Origin of the sequence: Agromyces sp. NPDC058484 (genome assembly GCF_042720415.1) — a bacterium.
Taxonomy (GTDB): Bacteria; Actinomycetota; Actinomycetes; order Actinomycetales; family Microbacteriaceae; genus Agromyces.
Genome location: NZ_JBHXMP010000006.1, coordinates 38771 through 52691, shown reverse-complemented (window position 1 = coordinate 52691; position 13921 = coordinate 38771). Strand labels below are relative to the sequence as shown.

General features: G+C 69.3%; 10 protein-coding genes. 6 read left to right on the top strand and 4 right to left on the bottom strand.

The genetic code is table 11. From position 1 onward, the window contains the following. Nucleotides 1-145: 145 nt before the first annotated feature. Together ACFWN7_RS06695 and ACFWN7_RS06690 are read right to left on the bottom strand one after the other, a co-directional pair. On the bottom strand, nt 146-805 hold the full coding sequence (locus ACFWN7_RS06695) for a PadR family transcriptional regulator (RefSeq protein WP_376937980.1): 660 nt from the start codon (nt 803-805) through the stop codon (nt 146-148). Beyond that, nucleotides 802-1755 carry a DUF4097 domain-containing protein gene (locus ACFWN7_RS06690; protein WP_376937979.1) on the bottom strand — a complete coding sequence of 318 codons (954 nt, stop codon included), beginning with the start codon at nt 1753-1755 and terminating at the stop codon, nt 802-804. Before ACFWN7_RS06690 ends, ACFWN7_RS06695 begins: the two co-directional genes overlap by 4 nt. A gap of 228 nt (nt 1756-1983) precedes the next feature. Between ACFWN7_RS06690 and ACFWN7_RS06685 the strand changes: the two genes are divergently transcribed. Beyond that, on the top strand, nt 1984-2763 hold the full coding sequence (locus tag ACFWN7_RS06685; protein ID WP_376937977.1) for a MerR family transcriptional regulator: 780 nt from the start codon (nt 1984-1986) through the stop codon (nt 2761-2763). A gap of 136 nt (nt 2764-2899) precedes the next feature. Here ACFWN7_RS06685 and ACFWN7_RS06680 read toward each other — a convergent pair whose 3' ends face one another. Continuing rightward, complete coding sequence (locus tag ACFWN7_RS06680) at nt 2900-3586, bottom strand: YitT family protein (RefSeq protein ID WP_376937976.1); 687 nt, start codon at nt 3584-3586, stop codon at nt 2900-2902. 97 nt (nt 3587-3683) lie between these two features. Here ACFWN7_RS06680 and ACFWN7_RS06675 point away from each other — a divergent pair, with 97 nt between their 5' ends. The 5 genes from ACFWN7_RS06675 to ACFWN7_RS06655 are packed head-to-tail and all read left to right on the top strand — an operon-like array spanning nt 3684 to nt 11431. After that, nucleotides 3684-5120, top strand: a complete 1437-nt coding sequence (locus tag ACFWN7_RS06675) for a PLP-dependent aminotransferase family protein (protein ID WP_376937974.1) — start codon at nt 3684-3686, stop codon at nt 5118-5120. Between the two features lie 52 nt (nt 5121-5172). Further along, complete coding sequence (locus ACFWN7_RS06670; RefSeq protein ID WP_376937973.1) at nt 5173-6819, top strand: Eco57I restriction-modification methylase domain-containing protein; 1647 nt, start codon at nt 5173-5175, stop codon at nt 6817-6819. Nucleotides 6820-6824: 5 nt separating this feature from the next. After that, a complete protein-coding gene (locus ACFWN7_RS06665; protein WP_376937972.1) occupies nt 6825-7715 on the top strand; it encodes a hypothetical protein in 891 nt (296 codons plus the stop codon). A gap of 35 nt (nt 7716-7750) precedes the next feature. Further along, on the top strand, nt 7751-10978 hold the full coding sequence (locus tag ACFWN7_RS06660; protein WP_376937970.1) for an efflux RND transporter permease subunit: 3228 nt from the start codon (nt 7751-7753) through the stop codon (nt 10976-10978). A 21-nt stretch (nt 10979-10999) separates the two neighbouring features. Next, on the top strand, nt 11000-11431 hold the full coding sequence (locus tag ACFWN7_RS06655) for a hypothetical protein (protein WP_376937969.1): 432 nt from the start codon (nt 11000-11002) through the stop codon (nt 11429-11431). Nucleotides 11432-11513: 82 nt separating this feature from the next. Here ACFWN7_RS06655 and ACFWN7_RS06650 read toward each other — a convergent pair whose 3' ends face one another. Then, entirely contained in the window at nt 11514-13784 is a 2271-nt protein-coding gene (locus tag ACFWN7_RS06650) for a heavy metal translocating P-type ATPase (RefSeq protein WP_376938111.1), read from the bottom strand. Nucleotides 13785-13921: the final 137 nt, after the last annotated feature.

The following is a 13921-nucleotide window of genomic DNA, read 5'->3' as shown; positions in this document are numbered from 1 at the left end:
CACGATGACAGGATGAGAGGCCAGATGGCCTTGTATGCGAGGTCATCTGGCCTCTCATCCTGCACAGCGGATTGCTCAACAGGGCACCCTTCGTTCTGCCACGCATCGAGCTGATGTGAGACGTTCACCGCTGAGCGCTCAGCATTCAGCGCTCAGCGAGCGTGGCGAGCACGTCGGCGCGCACCTGGGCGAGGCGGGCCCTGAGCAGTGAGACCGACTCGGCGGTCACGCGGCCGTGGTGGGCCCGGGTGCGCAGGTCGGTGCGCAGCTGCTGGCGGAACTCGTTGATCACGAGGTCGGCCTCGTGCACGGCACGGATGGACTCGCCGGATGCCGCGCCCGTGCCGCCTGTGGCGCCCGCGCCTGTGGCGCCCGTGCCACCCGCGGCGCTCGCCGGCGTGCGGGTCGCCGCGCGCTTCGCCTCACGGGCGGCGCTCGCGAGCTCGGCGCGGAGCGTGCGCATCGCGTCGTTGACCTCGGCGCGCACTCCGTCGGCGAGACGGCGCACGGAGTCGGTGAGGTCGTCTTCGATCGCGTCGAGCTCGGGGCGCCTGGCCTCGAGCTCGGCGCGACCGGCATCCGTGATCTCGTAGACGGTCTTGCGGCCGTCGGTGGACTTGGTGACGAGCCCCTCCTCCTCGAGTTTCGCCAGGCGCGGATAGATCGTGCCGGCGCTCGGGCTGTAGGTGCCGCCGAAGCGGTCGGACAGCGCCTGGATCAGCTCGTAACCGTGGCGCGGGCGCTCGTCGAGGAGCGCGAGCAGGTACAGGCGCAGGTTGCCGTGGGCGAAGACGGGTGGAGTCATGCCGACGCCCCGTTGCCGTTCGCGCCGGCGCCGGCGGCGGCCCCTTCGGCAGGCTCAGGGAACGCCGCGGTCCCTTCGGCGGGCTCAGGGAACGCCGCGGTCCCTTCGGCAGGCTCAGGGAACGCCGTCGTGCCCGCGTTCGCCCGAGACTCGCGCCGCATGATCGAGATGCTGCCCGACACGCTGTTCGCGCCGAGGTCGAGCCAGGTGCCGGCCAGCTCGCCGACGACGCGCTCGAAGCCCTTGCCGAGCATGCCCTTGATCGTCATGTCGTCGAGCAGCACGGTGCCGCCGACGGTGTTGATGCGGTAGCGCGCCCCCGAGCCCTGCTCGAAGCGCACGGTGAGGTCGCCAGAGACCGTGTTGGAGTCGATGCGGCCGGGAGTCCCGTAGGCATCGACGATCATGTTGCCCGAGACCGTGTCGGCGTTGAACGCGACGATGTCGCCGGTCGCCACGATGTCGCCCGACACCGAGTGCGCCGTGATGCGGCCGGTGTGGTCGCCTGCCGACATCTCGCCCGAGACGCTCGAGAGTTCGACGTCGCCCGAGTGGTTGTCGAGCACCACGTCGCCCGAGACGGTGCTGAGCTTCGCGTCGGTCTCGAATCCCGAGACGAGCGCGTCGCCCGAGACCATGCCGAGCTTCAGCGCGACGTGGCGCGGCGCGAGGATCGAGACCTCGGCCTTCGCGTTGCCGATGAAGCCCTTGAACGCGTCGATGAAGTTGTCCCAGCGCAACTGGGGGTGGTCGATCTCGAGCGCGTCGCCGTCGATCTCGACCTTGAGGTCTCTGCCGGTGACGCCCGAGATCTCGATGCGCGCGCCGGGCTCGTCGTGGGCGATCACGTCGACCTTGCCGCCGATGAGGCTGACCTTGAGCTTGCGGACGAGCTCGAGGTCGATGACCCGGCTCTCTCCGGGTGCGATGACCCACTTCTCGATGGCCATTGCGCTTCCTCTCCTTCGATTGCGGGCGACGGATGCCGCGGCATCCGCTGCTCTTGGAATCTCGCTCGCGATATATCGCGTCTTCTGCTCGACAACACGATATATCGCGTTCCGCCCGAGCGCAAGCATCGACGGATGCCAGTGCTTGACATTGACGCCGCGTCAACGTCTACCGTGGCATCCGTGGGGCAATACCGGCCCCGGAGATCACGAGAAGAAGGGAGGCATATGGACTGGTCGATCCAGGAGATCGCGAAGCTCGCCGGCACGACGAGCCGCACGCTCCGCCACTACGACGACATCGGCCTGCTGCCGCCGAGCCGCATCGGCGGCAACGGGTACCGGTACTACGACGACGACGCGCTCGTGCGGCTGCAGCGCATCATGCTCCTCCGCGAGCTCGGACTCGGGCTCCCCGTGATCGCGGAGGTGCTCGACCGGGAGGAGAGCGCCCCGCTCGCCCTGCGCGCGCACCTCGAGTGGCTGCGCGGGGAGGAGCACCGGCTGGCGCTGCAGATCGCGTCGGTCGAACGCACCATCGGAGCACTGGAGGGAGGTGAACGACTCATGGCAGAGCAGATGTTCGACGGCTTCGACCACACCCGGTACCGGGAGGAGGTCGAGGAGCGTTGGGGCACGGACGCGTACGCCAAGGGCGACTCGTGGTGGCGCTCGATGAGCACCGACGAGAAAGCGGCGTGGCAGCAGCGTCTCGCGACACTCAATGGCGACTGGATCGCGGCGCACGAACGGGGCATCGACCCCGCGGGCGACGAGGCGCAAGCGCTCGCGCAGCGCCAGTTCGAGTGGCTGCGCGGCATCCCGGGCATGCCCGGCGGCGCGGACGGCCCGACGAAGGCGTACTTCGTCGGCCTTGCCGAGATGTACGCGGCCGACGAGCGCTTCGGCGCCAACTACGCTTCGACCGGCTCAGCGCAGACGGCACGCCGGGCGGGCGCCGAGTTCGTGCGCGACGCGATGACCGTGTACGCCGAGCGCAACCTGTAGGAGGTTCGGCCCGCCGCGGCCCGCCGCGGCCCGCCGTGACGACCCTTTGCCGGGGCGCGACGGTTCGCACGCGTCCTCCACCCGGCAAAGGGTCGTCACGCAGGAGGCAGGGTCGTCACGCACCCGCAAAGGGTCGTCACGCGGGAGGCACGCTTGCGGATGCCGCGACGGCGTCGCGCGCGTCGCGCGGTGGGGCCGCGGCATCCGCTCGCTCGGCGCGCTTGATCGCGAACAGCGGGATCGTGTAGCCGCAGAGCGGCCCTATCAGGAGCGCGAAGGCGACCGTGCCGATGCCGACGTTGCCGCCGAGCAGCCAGCCGACCGCGAGCACGACGAGCTCGATGCCGGTGCGCACGATCCAGATGCGCCATCCGGTGCGCCGGTGCAGGCCCGTCATGAGGCCGTCGCGCGGGCCCGGGCCGAAGTGCGCGCCGATGTACAGCCCGGTCGCGATCGCGAGCACGACGATGCCGGCGGGCAGCAGGATGACGCGCGCCCACAGGTCGAGGCCCGGCGGAATGAGCCAGAGGCCGACATCCGCCGCGGGGCCGACCAGCAGCGCGTTCATGACGGTGCCGAACCCGGGCTTCTGGCGGATCGGGATCCACAGCAGCAGCACCACGCCGCTCGTGATGACGGTGATCAGGCCGAAGCCGAGCCCGGTCTGCTTCGCGACGCCCTGCGTCAGCACGTCCCACGGGGCGACGCCCAGCTCGCCGCGCACGATGAGCGCCATGCCGATGCCATAGAGGAACAGCCCGACGAAGAGCTGCACGAACCGGCGGACGAGCACGGGAGCAGGGTCGGCGGGGAGGCGGGGCATCCGACGGAGCATGGTGCGAGGACTGGTGCGGGGCATGATGCAATCCAATTCCATGATTGGCCTTCCCGTACAGAGCCAATCTGCGTAAAGTGGCCTTATGGCCGACCTGGCGCTCACCGCGCGCTCACTCCAGCTCCTCCTCGGCGACTGGCGGGGATCCGGCAGCGCCTACGAGGCGCTCGCAGAGCGCATCCGGCTCCTCATCCTCGACGGTCGCATCGGCGTCGACACCCGGCTGCCCGCCGAGCGCGATCTCGCCACCCGTCTCGCGCTGAGCCGCACCACCGTGACCGCCGCGTATCGGCACCTGCGCGAGCAGGGCCTGCTGCACAGCGTGCGCGGCTCCGGCAGCGTCGCCCGGCTGCCCGGCGCCCCGGCGATCCTTCCCGCGCCGCTCGAGACCGAGTACATCGACTTCTCGAAGGCGGCCCCGCCCGCGCTGCCATGGCTTGCGGATGTCGCGCGCCAGGCGGTCGACGACCTGCCCGCGTACCTCGGCGACGCGGGATTCGACCCCATCGGCACGCCAGCCCTGCGTGCGGCGATCGCCGACCGCTACACGGCCCGCGGGCTGCCCACGACGCCCGAGCAGATCATGGTGACGATCGGCGCCCAGCATGCGATCGCCCTGCTCTCGCGTGCGCTCATCGGCCGCGGCGACCGCGCCGTGACCGAGGTGCCCATCTACCCGCACGCCTACGAGGCCCTGCGCGCGGCGGGCGCGCGGCTCGTGCCGGTGCCGGTCGCTCCGCACGGCGTCGGCGACGAGCGCGAGGAGACCGACGCGCTCGTGCAGGCCATCCGCCACTCGAACCCCGTCGCGGCCTATCTCATTCCCGACTTCCAGAACCCGACCGGCCGCTCGATGAGCCGAACCGCGCGCGCCCGTGTGCTCGACGCGGCGGCCCGCCAGGGCACGGTCGTGATCGCCGACGAGACCACCGCCGAGCTCTCGATCGACCGTCCCGGCGAGTTCCCGCCGATGGCGGCCGACGGCCCCGCGGTGCTCATCGGCTCGGTCGGCAAGACGGCCTGGGGCGGCATCCGGGTCGGGTGGATCCGGGCCGAGCGGCCGCTCATCCGGCGCCTGCTCGCGGTGCGCTCCCCGGGCGACCTCGGCACCCCCATCCTCGAACAGCTCCTCGTGACCCGGCTCCTCGGCCGCATGGATGAGATCCTCGAGCTGCGTCGCGAGCAGCTGCGCGCCGGCCGCGACCGCCTCGAAGACCTGCTCGCGCGCACCATCCCCGAGTGGCACGTGCCGCACGTCGACGGCGGCATCGTCACCTGGGTGGGGCTCGGCACGCCCGTGAGCTCGCAGCTCGCGCTCGCGGCCAGGCGCGAGGGCCTGATCGTGGCGGCGGGTCCGCGCTTCGGCGTCGACGGGGCGTTCGAACGCTTCCTCCGCCTGCCGATCTGCTACACCCCCGAGACGACGGATGCCGCGGTGCAGGCCCTCAGCCGCGCGTGGCATTCGCTGGCGCACGCCCCGGTCGCCGAGCCCGAGCAAGAGCTGCTCGCCTCCGTCGTGTGAGCCGACGGCGTATCGCGCCGACAATGTCGGATGCATCGAGCAGAATCGAAGCATGTCATTCGCGTTCGATGCGCCAACTCTGCGTAAAGGGCGCGGCGCGTTCTTTACGCCCTTGCCGCTCGCGGCGTTTCTCGCAGATTGGGCGATCACCAGCCCGGACGATCGAGTGCTCGAACCCTCCTGCGGTGATGCCGTGTTTCTCCAAGCTGTATCGGAGAACCTCCGGAGATCAGTAGACGACAGTGCCCCGCCTCGGTTCGTCGGCTTCGATATTCATGGCCCGTCAGTGATCGAAGCATCCGAACGCGCGCGATCTCTCGGTGTTGCTGCCGACATTCGGGAAGCCGACTTCTTCACGGTTGATCCCACGCCGACGTTTGACGCGGTGATCGGAAATCCGCCGTTCATCCGCTTTCAAGGGTTCGCGGGAGACGGCAGACGACGGGCTATCGAACGCGCGCTCGCTGCTGGCGTCAATTTGTCGGGCCTCGCCTCATCCTGGGCCGCCTTCGTCGTGCACGCGACGCAGTTCTTGCGGCCTGGAGGGCGTCTTGGCATGGTTCTCCCGGCAGAACTGCTCTCGGTGAATTACGCGGCTCCCGTCAGGGCTTTTCTGCTGGAGCGGTTCACAGCAGTCGAGTTGGTCACCTTCGAGCGGCTGCAATTCGACGGGATACAAGCCGACGTCGTCTTACTCCTTGCCGGTGGTAACGATGCAGGAGGCACCGACCACTTCACGGTACGACAGGTCGGAGACGTTGAGGAGCTCTCTGGCGCCACGACAACCAGTTGGGCACCAGACCCCGTCGGCGGAAAGTGGACAGGTGCGTTCCTAGGGGACACGGCACAGCAGGACCTGCAGCGCCTCGCAGATGTGGGCGCGCTCTCGCCGCTCGGAGGATGGGGCCGAGTAACGTCCGGGGCGGTCACCGGGCGCAATTCCTACTTCACGTTGGCTCAGGAGGATGTCGTCGCCCTCGGTATCCCGCAGCATGAACTCGTCAGGATACTTCCGCCCGGTCTCTCCATCACCTCAGTCGGCGACTTCTCGCGCCGATCGTGGGAACGAGCGCGCGATGACGGACGATGTGCATTTCTGCTCGTGCCCGGGAAGAAGCCGAGCCCTGAGAGCGCCCGATACATGGACCGCGGTCGGCTGCTGGGCGTTCCCGATGGCTACAAATGCAGGGTTCGACAGTATTGGTGGAGAACACCAGGGATTTCGCGGCCTGATTTCTTCGTCTCGTATATGAGCGGACACACCCCGAGGGTTGTCAAGAATTCGGCTCGGGTAGCGAACCTCAACGGCACGCATGGCCTCGCCTTGGCCTCGGAAGGGTCGTCGTTGGCGAAATTCCTTCCAGTGCTTTCGATGTCGTCGATGTCACTTCTGTCCGCGGAAACCGTAGGGCGAACGTATGGGGGCGGAGTTCTCAAGATGGAGCCCACTGAAGCGGCGAGATGGTTGACGGTTTCGCCAGCCTTCGTGAAGGCTGCCTTGAGCGGTCACGCATCGAGTCTGGCTGAAGCGCACAAGCGCATCCAAGTTGGCGATATCGAGGGCGCCCAGAACTTGGCAGACTTGCTCGTCTTCTCCGTGTCTCGATCAGCATTTGAGACGGTCGTTGACATCGACCGGATAAAGGCAGCCCGCCACGACTACACGACGCGTCGCGTCAGCCGCGCAAGGAGAGCATGATTGGCGTGACCGAGTTCGTTTCCCCTTGGAAGATGTCGGAGGGCTTCTCGCCCGACATTCCCGCGCTTGAAGAGCTTCTTCTCCAGCGCGTCGTGGATGGTGGGGACTGGAGTTCGGGCGCACTCGCCGTTTCGCTCGATGCTTGGGTCGCCAGAGAACTCGTTAGGTCTGGGTTTCCACCTGATGAGGTGTGGCCACGACCCGACGCGCCCGCGGTTCTTCCGAGGGAGGTTGGCTTGTTACTGGCGCGTGCGAATCCGACTCTTCGAGCAGAGTTGCTGAAGCTCATCCGTCGAACACCTGGTGTGGCGTCCAGTGATGCCCGTGTGCTTGGCAAGGCGTACTTGAAACAGGTAGACGTTGTCATGGCGCAGTGGTCCCGCGGCCCCGAACTGATGATCTCGACCAAGACGATGATGTCCTCGTTTCGCAAGAACCTCCCAAATCGGTTCGAAGAAGCGTATGGCGATGCTGCGAATCTCCGAGGGCGGTACCCGCTGGCAGCGATCGGGTTTGTATTCGCCATGAGAGCTGCCGCCCTGGCAGAGCCGGGGACAGTGCAACGCGCGGTCGACATGTTGCGGAAACTCAAGGATCCATCGACGTATGATGCGACCTGCCTCATTCTCGTAGACGTCGAACGCGCACAGGGTGACAGTCTCGGAATTGCGGATGTCCTCGAATCTGAAGTGCCGGAGGACCTCCGGAGTTCACAGTTCTTTGAGTCGATGATCGATCGAGTGCTCGATTCCTCGCCGGTCGATATGCACGTGCGAGTGCGTGAGCAGCGCGAAGGGCGCAACATCGCTCCACCCCATTGGTCGTTGTCGGCCAGACCGGTCGCGGCATGTCGCGTTTCGCATTCCCGGGTAGTGATTTCCGGCTGCGTCCTGTGACCTTCGGGCGCCAATGCCCCTGCCAGAATCGGGGGATGCACCTGCTTGCCGCGCTCAGCATGAAGAACCGAGCGCTCATCGCGCTGATCACCGTCGTGGTCGCGATCTTCGGCGGCATCTCGCTGTCGAGCCTCAAGCAGGAGCTCGCCCCGTCGATCGAGTTCCCGCAGCTGTCGATCGTCGCCGCCTACCCCGGCGCCTCGCCCGACATCGTGAACACGGATGTCTCGACGCCGATCGAGACGGCCATCCAGGGCATCACTGGGCTCGAGACCACCTCGACGACGAGCTCGACCGGGCTCTCGCGCGTCACCGCGAGCTTCACGTACGGCACCGACCTCGCCTTCGCCGAGCAGAAGCTGCTCTCGGCGGTCAACCGCATCGCGGGCGAGCTCCCCGAAGACGTCGAACCGCAGGTGCTCGCCCTCAGCCTCGACGACTTCCCGGTCATCGCGGTCGCGGTCACCGGCGCCGACGACGTGAGCGCTCTCGCCGACGAGCTCGACCGCACCACGCTCGGCGAGCTCCGCGACCTCGACGGCGTGCGGGACGCGACGCTCATCGGCGACGTCGGGCAGCGCGTCACCATCACGCCCGACCCGGCCGCGCTCGCCGCCCGAGGGCTCACCCAGCAGGCGATCCGCCAGGCGCTGGCGCAGAACGGCCTGCTCGTGCCCGCGGGCACCATCACCGAGGGCGACTCCACGTTCGCGGTGCAGACCGGCCGCGTGCTCGGCAGCGTCGACGACATCGCCGCGCTGCCGGTGCTCGGAGCGGCCTCGACGGGCTCGGCCAGCGGCGCGGGCGCCGTGCCCGCGACGATCGACGACGTGGCATCCGTCGCCCTCACCGACAACCCCGTCGCGAGCATCTCGCGCGTGAACGGCGAACCGGCCCTCACGATCTCGGTCACGAAGTTGCCGGCGGCCAACACCGTCGAGGTGTCGAACGCGGTGCGCGCGCTGCTGCCCTCTCTCGAGTCCTCGCTCGACACGACGAACCCGGGCGCGACGTTCACGGTCGTGTTCGACCAGGCCCCCTACATCCAGCAGTCGATCGAGTCGCTCGCCACCGAGGGCATGCTCGGCCTGCTCTTCGCCGTGCTCGTGATCCTCGTGTTCCTGCTCTCGATCCGGGCGACCCTCGTCACGGCGATCTCGATCCCGACGTCGGTGCTGATCACCTTCATCGGGCTGCAGGCGGCCGACTACACCCTCAACATCCTCACCCTCGGCGCGCTCACGATCGCGATCGGGCGAGTGGTCGACGACTCCATCGTGGTCATCGAGAACATCAAGCGCCACCTGGTCGAGGGCACTGACAGGGCGTCGACGATCGTGCACGCGGTGCGCGAGGTCGCGGGCGCGATCACCGCGTCGACGGTCACCACCGTGGCCGTGTTCCTGCCCCTCGCGCTCGTCGAGGGCGTGACGGGCGAGCTGTTCCGCCCGTTCTCGCTCACGGTCACCATCGCGCTCCTCGCGTCGCTGCTCGTGTCGCTCACGATCGTGCCCGTGCTCGCGTACTGGTTCCTGAAACCCGCGAGGCTGCACAAGCACGAGGACGCAGCGGATGCCGCGGCGGCGGCGTTCGTCGACGAGCTCCCCCCGCTCCCTGAGCCCGTCGAAGGGAGCCCGCGGGCGAACGCTTCGACAGGCTCTGCGAGCCCCGTCGACGAGCTCGAGCACCCGTCGCGTCTGCAGCGGGGCTACCTGCCGATCATCGAGTGGACGCTGAAGCACGGCGTCGTCACGATCGTCGTCGCCGTGCTGATCCTCGGGGGCACGATCGCGCTCACGCCGTTCATGAAGACGAACTTCCTCGGCTCGTCGGGGCAGAACACGTTCCAGGTCACCCAGGAGCTGCCCGTCGGCACGAGCCTCGACGCGATGGACGCGGCATCCAAGCCCGTCGAGCGCACGATCCGCGGCACCGACGGCGTCGAGACCGTGCAGACGTCGATCGGCTCGGGCGGGCGCGGACTCGCGGCGGCGCTCGGCGGCGGAGGCGGCGCGACGGTGACGTACCGGGTGACGACCGACGAGGACGCCGACCAGGAGGCGTTGCAGGCACAGGTGCGCGAGGAGCTCGGGGGCTTCGGAGACCAGGGCGAGATCAGGCTCACCGCGGCGAGCGGGTTCGGCGCGTCGACCGACATCGAGGTCGACGTGACCGCCTCGAACGCGCAAGACCTGCAGGCCGCGACCGACGCGGTGCAGGCGGAGCTCGACGGGCTCGACTCGCTCTCGCAGACCTCGTCGAACCTCTCGGAGTCGCGTCGCTACATCGCGGTCGAGGTGAACCGAGCGGATGCCGCAGCCGCGGGTTACTCCGAGGTCGCCCTCGGCGGCGTCGTCTCGGCGGCCATGCAGCCGCAGTCGGCGGGCTCGGTGGTGATCGACGAGAAGACGCTCACGATCTACCTCGCGAGCGAGAACCCGCCCGCGACCGTCGCGGAGCTCTCGGCGCTCGAGGTGCCGACGCCGTTCGGTCCCGTGCGGCTCGACTCGCTCGCGACAGTCGCCGAGGCCGACGGCCCGTCGTCGGTCACGACCGTGCAGGGCCTTCGCAGCGCGACAGTGACGGCGACGCCGAACGACGACGACCTCGGCACGGCGAGCGCCGAGGTGTCGGCGGCGATCGACGCGGCCGACCTGCCGGCGGGCGCGTCGGCGTCGATCGGCGGTGTCTCGGCCGACCAGGCGGAGTCGTTCTCGCAACTCGGGCTGGCCCTGCTCGGGGCGATCCTCATCGTCTACATCGTGATGGTGGCGACGTTCCGTTCGCTGCTGCAACCGCTCCTGCTGCTCGTCTCGGTGCCGTTCGCCGCGACCGGCGCGATCGCGCTGCAGGTCATCACGGGCATCCCACTCGGCGTCGCCTCGCTCGTGGGCGTGCTCATGCTCGTCGGCATCGTCGTGACGAACGCGATCGTGCTCGTCGACCTCGTGAACCAGTACCGCGGTCGCGGCATGACCGTGCGGGAGGCGCTGCGGCACGGGGCATCCCGACGACTGCGACCGATCCTGATGACCGCACTCGCGACGATCTTCGCCCTGCTTCCGATGGCGCTCGGCATCACCGGACACAGCGGGTTCATCTCGCAACCGCTGGCGCTCGTCGTGATCGGCGGGCTCGTGTCGTCGACGGCGCTCACGCTCGTCGTGCTGCCCGTGCTCTACGACCTGGTCGAGGGTGCGCGCGAGCGTCGCGCGGCGCGGCGGGCGACGACTCGGGACGACGTTCTGTCGAGCAACACGTAGCCTGAAGCCGGGAGGCCGATCATGGAACGCAGCGACACCGAGGTCGACGGATTCCTCGCCGGCGTCGAGGGTCCGCGCGGCGACGACCTGCGCGCGCTCGACCGCATCCTCTCCGAGGAGCTCGCGGGCCTCGAGCGCGTGCTCTGGGAGGGCACCATGTGGGGCGGCACCGAGCAACGGATCGTCGGGTATGGCGGCATCTCCCAGCCGCGGCCGCGCGGGGCATCCGTCGAGTGGTTCCTCATCGGCCTCGCGGAGCAGCAGCGGCACCTCAGCGTCTACGTGAACGCCGCCGAGGACGGCGAGTACCTCGTGAAGCGCCGCGCAGCAGGGCTTGGGAAGGTGAAGGTCGGCTCGGCGGCCATGACGTTCGGCTCGCTCGCCGACCTCGACGAGGCCGCCTTCCGATCGTTGCTCCGGCGCGCCCGGGAGCTGACGCCCGAAGCCCGCTGAGCGGATCGCGGGGCCCGGGCCCCACGGATCCCCCGCGACCTGTACGTGCCCGCAACGCGACGAACCGGCAGCGGCTCCACATCTACTGGGTCTCGATACGCTCCTTCGTCGCTGCTCGACCACCGGCGGGGCGCGCGTGTTCCGTTCCGCGCGAGCGGTCGAGCACCGCGCGCGTCGACGCCTCGGGCCGCAGGTCGAGCCGGCGCAGCAGCTGGGCGTTGGCGGCGACGATGACCGTCGAGAGCGACATGAGGATCGCGCCGACCGACATCGGCAGCACGAACCCGATGGGCGCGAGCACGCCCGCGGCGAGCGGCACCGAGATGAGGTTGTAGCCCGCCGCCCACCAGAGGTTCTGCGCCATCTTGCGGTAGCTCGCGCGCGACAGCTCGATCACCGAGATCACCGAGCGGGGGTCGGATGACGCGAGGATGACGCCGGCCGAGGCGATCGCGACATCCGTGCCCGCGCCGATCGCGATGCCGACATCGGCCTGCGCGAGGGCGGGCGCGTCGTTCACGCCGTCGCCGACCATCGCGACGCTGAGGCCCTCGTGCTGCAGCTCCTGCACCTTCGCGGCCTTGTCTTCGGGGCGCACGCCCGCGAACACCCGGTCGATGCCGAGCTCGGCGGCGACCGTGCGGGCCACGGGCTCCGCGTCGCCCGTGATCATCACGACCTGTACACCGAGCGCGTGCAGCGCGTCGACGGCCTCTCTCGACTCGGGCCGCACCTCGTCGGCGAGGGCGATCGCGCCGGCCACCTCGGCGCGCTGCCCTGAGCCTGTCGAAGGGTCGACGAGCACGTGCAGCACGGTCGATCCGGCCTCGGCCCAGGCGACGGATGCCGCGAGCGGCGCCGTGCCCTCGCGCTCGAGCATGCCGGGGCCGCCGACGTGCACGGCACGGCCGTCGACCATGGCGCGCACGCCGATCGCCGCCGACGCCTCGAAGTCCTGCGCCGGGCGCGTCGGGTATCCGCGACGCGCGGCCTCGGCCACGATCGCCTTCGCGAGCGGGTGCTCCGAGTCGCCCTCGGCGGAGGCGGCGAGCCCGAGCACCTCGGCCAGGTCGTGGCCGGGAGCCGCCGCGGCATCCGTCACCGCGGGCTCGCCCTTGGTGAGGGTGCCGGTCTTGTCGAAGAGCACCGCGCCGACCGTGCGCATCGTCTCGAGGGCGAGGCGGTCGGTGATGAGCACGCCGCCGCGCGCCGCGCGCTCGGTCGCGATCGAGACGACCAGCGGGATGGCGAGGCCGAGGGCATGGGGGCAGGCGATCACGAGCACCGTGATCGTGCGGACGACCGCGTCGTCGGGACTGCCGAGCAGGGTCCAGACGATCGCCGTGATCACGGCGACGCCGAGGGCGAACCAGAACAGCCAGCCCGCGGCGCGGTCGGCGAGGCGCTGCGCGCGCGAGCTCGACGCCTGTGCCTGCGCGACGAGGCGCTGGATGCCGGCGAGCGCGGTGTCCTCGCCGACGGCGGAGACCCGCACGCGGATCGCGGTGTCGGTCGCGACCGTGCCCGCGACGACGTGCGCACCCGGGCCGCGGCTCACGGTCGTGGACTCGCCGGTGATCATCGACTCGTCCATGGCGGCGGTGCCGTCGACGACCTCGCCGTCGGCCGGGACGCGTCCGCCGGGGCGCACGATCACGACGTCGCCGACGTTCAGGTCGGCAGGCGCGACCAGTTCGGCCCCTGAGCCCGTCGAAGGACCGTCCGCGGCATCCGTCACCCGCTCCGCTTCGTCGGGCAGCAGCGACGCGAGCGCATCGAGCGCCGACGAGGTTGCGGCGATCGACCGCATCTCGATCCAGTGGCCGAGCAGCATGATGACGATCAGCAGCGCGAGCTCCCACCAGAAGTCGAGCATGTGGTCGAGGATGCCGAGACTCGCGCCGAGCGACGCGAAGAACGCGACCGTGATCGCGAGCCCGATGAGGAGCATCATGCCCGGCTGACGCGACCTCAGGTCGGACCAGGCGCCGGTGAGGAACGGCCTGCCGCCCCAGACGTACATGACCGTGCCGAGCACGGGGGAGATCCACGGGACGAGGGGGTTGTCGGGCAGCTGGTAGCCGAGGATCGACGCGAACATCGGGCTGAACGCGATGGTCGGCACCGCGATGACGAGCATGATCCAGAACAGCCGGCGGAACTGGCCGACGTGGTCGCCGTGACCGGTGTGCCCGGTGTGCTCGGCGTGGCCGGTGTGCTCGGCGTGGCCGCCGTGCCCGGCGTGGGCCGAGTGCTCGTCGTGCGCATCGTGCGAGCCGTGCGCGGGAACATCCGCGACTGCGGCTCGTTCGTGGTGTTCGTGGCCGGCGTGCTCGTGCTCATCGCGGGTCATACTCATCGATCTTCCTCCGTTGCGAGCGGTCATGCATACCCCCACCGGGTATTGCACACATTGTCGACAACGCAGGCACGGCTCGATCTGTTCCCGCATCCCGCGAAGAGTTCGCGTTGCGAGAACAGGAGTGCATG

Bases quoted from the DNA above. Each gene is read 5' to 3' on its own strand.
- ACFWN7_RS06695 (WP_376937980.1), bottom strand. From the start codon at position 805: ATGACTCCACCCGTCTTCGCCCACGGCAACCTGCGCCTGTACCTGCTC.
- ACFWN7_RS06690 (WP_376937979.1), bottom strand. From the start codon at position 1,755: ATGGCCATCGAGAAGTGGGTCATCGCACCCGGAGAGAGCCGGGTCATC.
- ACFWN7_RS06685 (WP_376937977.1), top strand. From the start codon at position 1,984: ATGGACTGGTCGATCCAGGAGATCGCGAAGCTCGCCGGCACGACGAGC.
- ACFWN7_RS06680 (WP_376937976.1), bottom strand. From the start codon at position 3,586: ATGCCCCGCCTCCCCGCCGACCCTGCTCCCGTGCTCGTCCGCCGGTTC.
- ACFWN7_RS06675 (WP_376937974.1), top strand. From the start codon at position 3,684: ATGGCCGACCTGGCGCTCACCGCGCGCTCACTCCAGCTCCTCCTCGGC.
- ACFWN7_RS06670 (WP_376937973.1), top strand. From the start codon at position 5,173: ATGTCATTCGCGTTCGATGCGCCAACTCTGCGTAAAGGGCGCGGCGCG.
- ACFWN7_RS06660 (WP_376937970.1), top strand. From the start codon at position 7,751: ATGCACCTGCTTGCCGCGCTCAGCATGAAGAACCGAGCGCTCATCGCG.
- ACFWN7_RS06655 (WP_376937969.1), top strand. From the start codon at position 11,000: ATGGAACGCAGCGACACCGAGGTCGACGGATTCCTCGCCGGCGTCGAG.
- ACFWN7_RS06650 (WP_376938111.1), bottom strand. From the start codon at position 13,784: ATGACCCGCGATGAGCACGAGCACGCCGGCCACGAACACCACGAACGA.